The following is a 1,648-nucleotide window of genomic DNA, read 5'->3' on the forward strand; positions in this document are numbered from 1 at the left end:
CGTCGATCAGATTGCGCGCCATGGCGCCGCCCATTCCGCCGAGTCCGATGAAACCGATCTTCATGCGTCACCCTCCTGGCCTGGTCGGCGGACGGTCCGCCGACGCGGGTTTCCTGCCCGGCTGGGCTGGGCTGGGCCAAGCGGCATCAGCGGCTCCGGCCCAGGGCGTGTGAAGAACGGACCGGCAGGTGCCGGGTTCTCAGGCGCCTGTCATCGTAGGAAGCCCGGTGCCCGAGGTCAGTGTGATGCACTCGATACGCGGGGGACCGGTGAGCAGATCCTGCCGCTCGGCGACGAAGTGGTGGATGTGCGGCTGGTTCTCATGATCCTCGAACGCCTCGCGGTCGCGGTAGAGCTCGTAGAAGAGCCGGGCATTGTCGTCGCCGGCCACCCGATGGGTAGTGTAGATCAAGGTCCCGGGTTCGTGGGCGGCGATCAGCGGCACCGTCTCGGCCACCAACGCGTCGAACGCGTCCGCCGTGTCCGGGCGTACCTCGAACCGCACCGTCAGACCGAACATGGATCTCCTCCTCAAGGTATTGCGACAGGGATATGGCGGGGCGCTGTCACTTCGCGACGTACTGTTACCGCATCCAGGAGATCACTCTAATGGTGGCCTGAGAGCCTGGCCACATCGGTGCGGCCTGAGATCGGCTGCCTTGTGCAGCCCGGGACGGGCCATCCGGACCTTGACGGCAGGATGCCGATGTACAGCAGATTCTGTCGATCAAAGCCGATATGAACGTCATGAACGGTACCCGATGGTATTCTCTCAAGGCTGGATCTGGTGATAGCTCCCGCTGGCCGAGGCGACCCGCGTCGCGCTCAGGTCCCCGGCGCCGTGGACCGGGACGTGCCACCCGGCCAGCATAGCGATTCGCGGCAGGCGGGCCACAGCCTGATTTCTTCCATCGACTCGTAGTTCAAATTCGAGAGACTTGTGTTCACTGGCTCGTGAACGGAAATCCCTTGACGGCTGGCCGCTGCACCGCACTCCGACGGGACGTAGGAAAGGTCGGCGCCCTGTTACTCTGACGATTCACTCCTTCATCGTCTACGGCTGGGATGTCCTACCCGTGCGCCTCGCTCCGGAGCGATAGCGCCCGACGCGGGGGAGGGACGCGTGCTGTACGGCGGATATGCACAAGCATTGACGTGGGCCGCTGATGGTGACGTTGACAGGTCGTCGTTCCTTCCCTGGGTGGAACCCTGGTGGCGGTCGGCTGACCGGCTGCCACCAGTCCGTCGCACGGACCAGTCGGCGAGGGCGCGGTTCCAGTCTCGAATGGAGGGCATCGGTTGAACGGCCGGTGTGCGGCATGAATGCCGTCATCGGGTGAATTCTCGCGATCTCCGTCGCCGGCGCGGACATGGAGCCCGGCGTGTCGTCAGTGGTTTCAAGCCCGATTGTTCCGCACTCCTGCCACGATGCGTGCCGAGTTCGATGCGACGTCGGACCGGTAATGCAGAATCGAGGATGGCGCGGAGTGAAATCTCGTCTCACATGGTCCCGTTCGGCTGCGCTTGCAGCTGCGACAGCCCTGACCGTCGGGCTTGGCTACGGCCTGCCGGCGGTCGCGGATCCGGGTGGCGCAGCAGCCCGGTCGGGTGCGGCGAAGGCTGGACCGGTCGCCGGGCCGGACATAGG

At 65.2% G+C, this 1,648-nt stretch carries 1 protein-coding gene; it reads right to left on the reverse strand.

What is annotated here, in order from left to right:
• Positions 1–199 precede the first annotated feature (199 nt).
• Positions 200–520 (reverse strand): putative quinol monooxygenase, encoded by a 321-nt coding sequence (locus tag ACY45C_RS12905; RefSeq protein ID WP_462187865.1) that lies wholly within the window; start codon positions 518–520, stop codon positions 200–202.
• Positions 521–1,648: the final 1,128 nt, after the last annotated feature.

Source organism: Frankia sp. CcWB2 (assembly GCF_977927585.1).

Bases quoted from the DNA above. Each gene is read 5' to 3' on its own strand.
- ACY45C_RS12905 (WP_462187865.1), bottom strand. From the start codon at position 520: ATGTTCGGTCTGACGGTGCGGTTCGAGGTACGCCCGGACACGGCGGAC.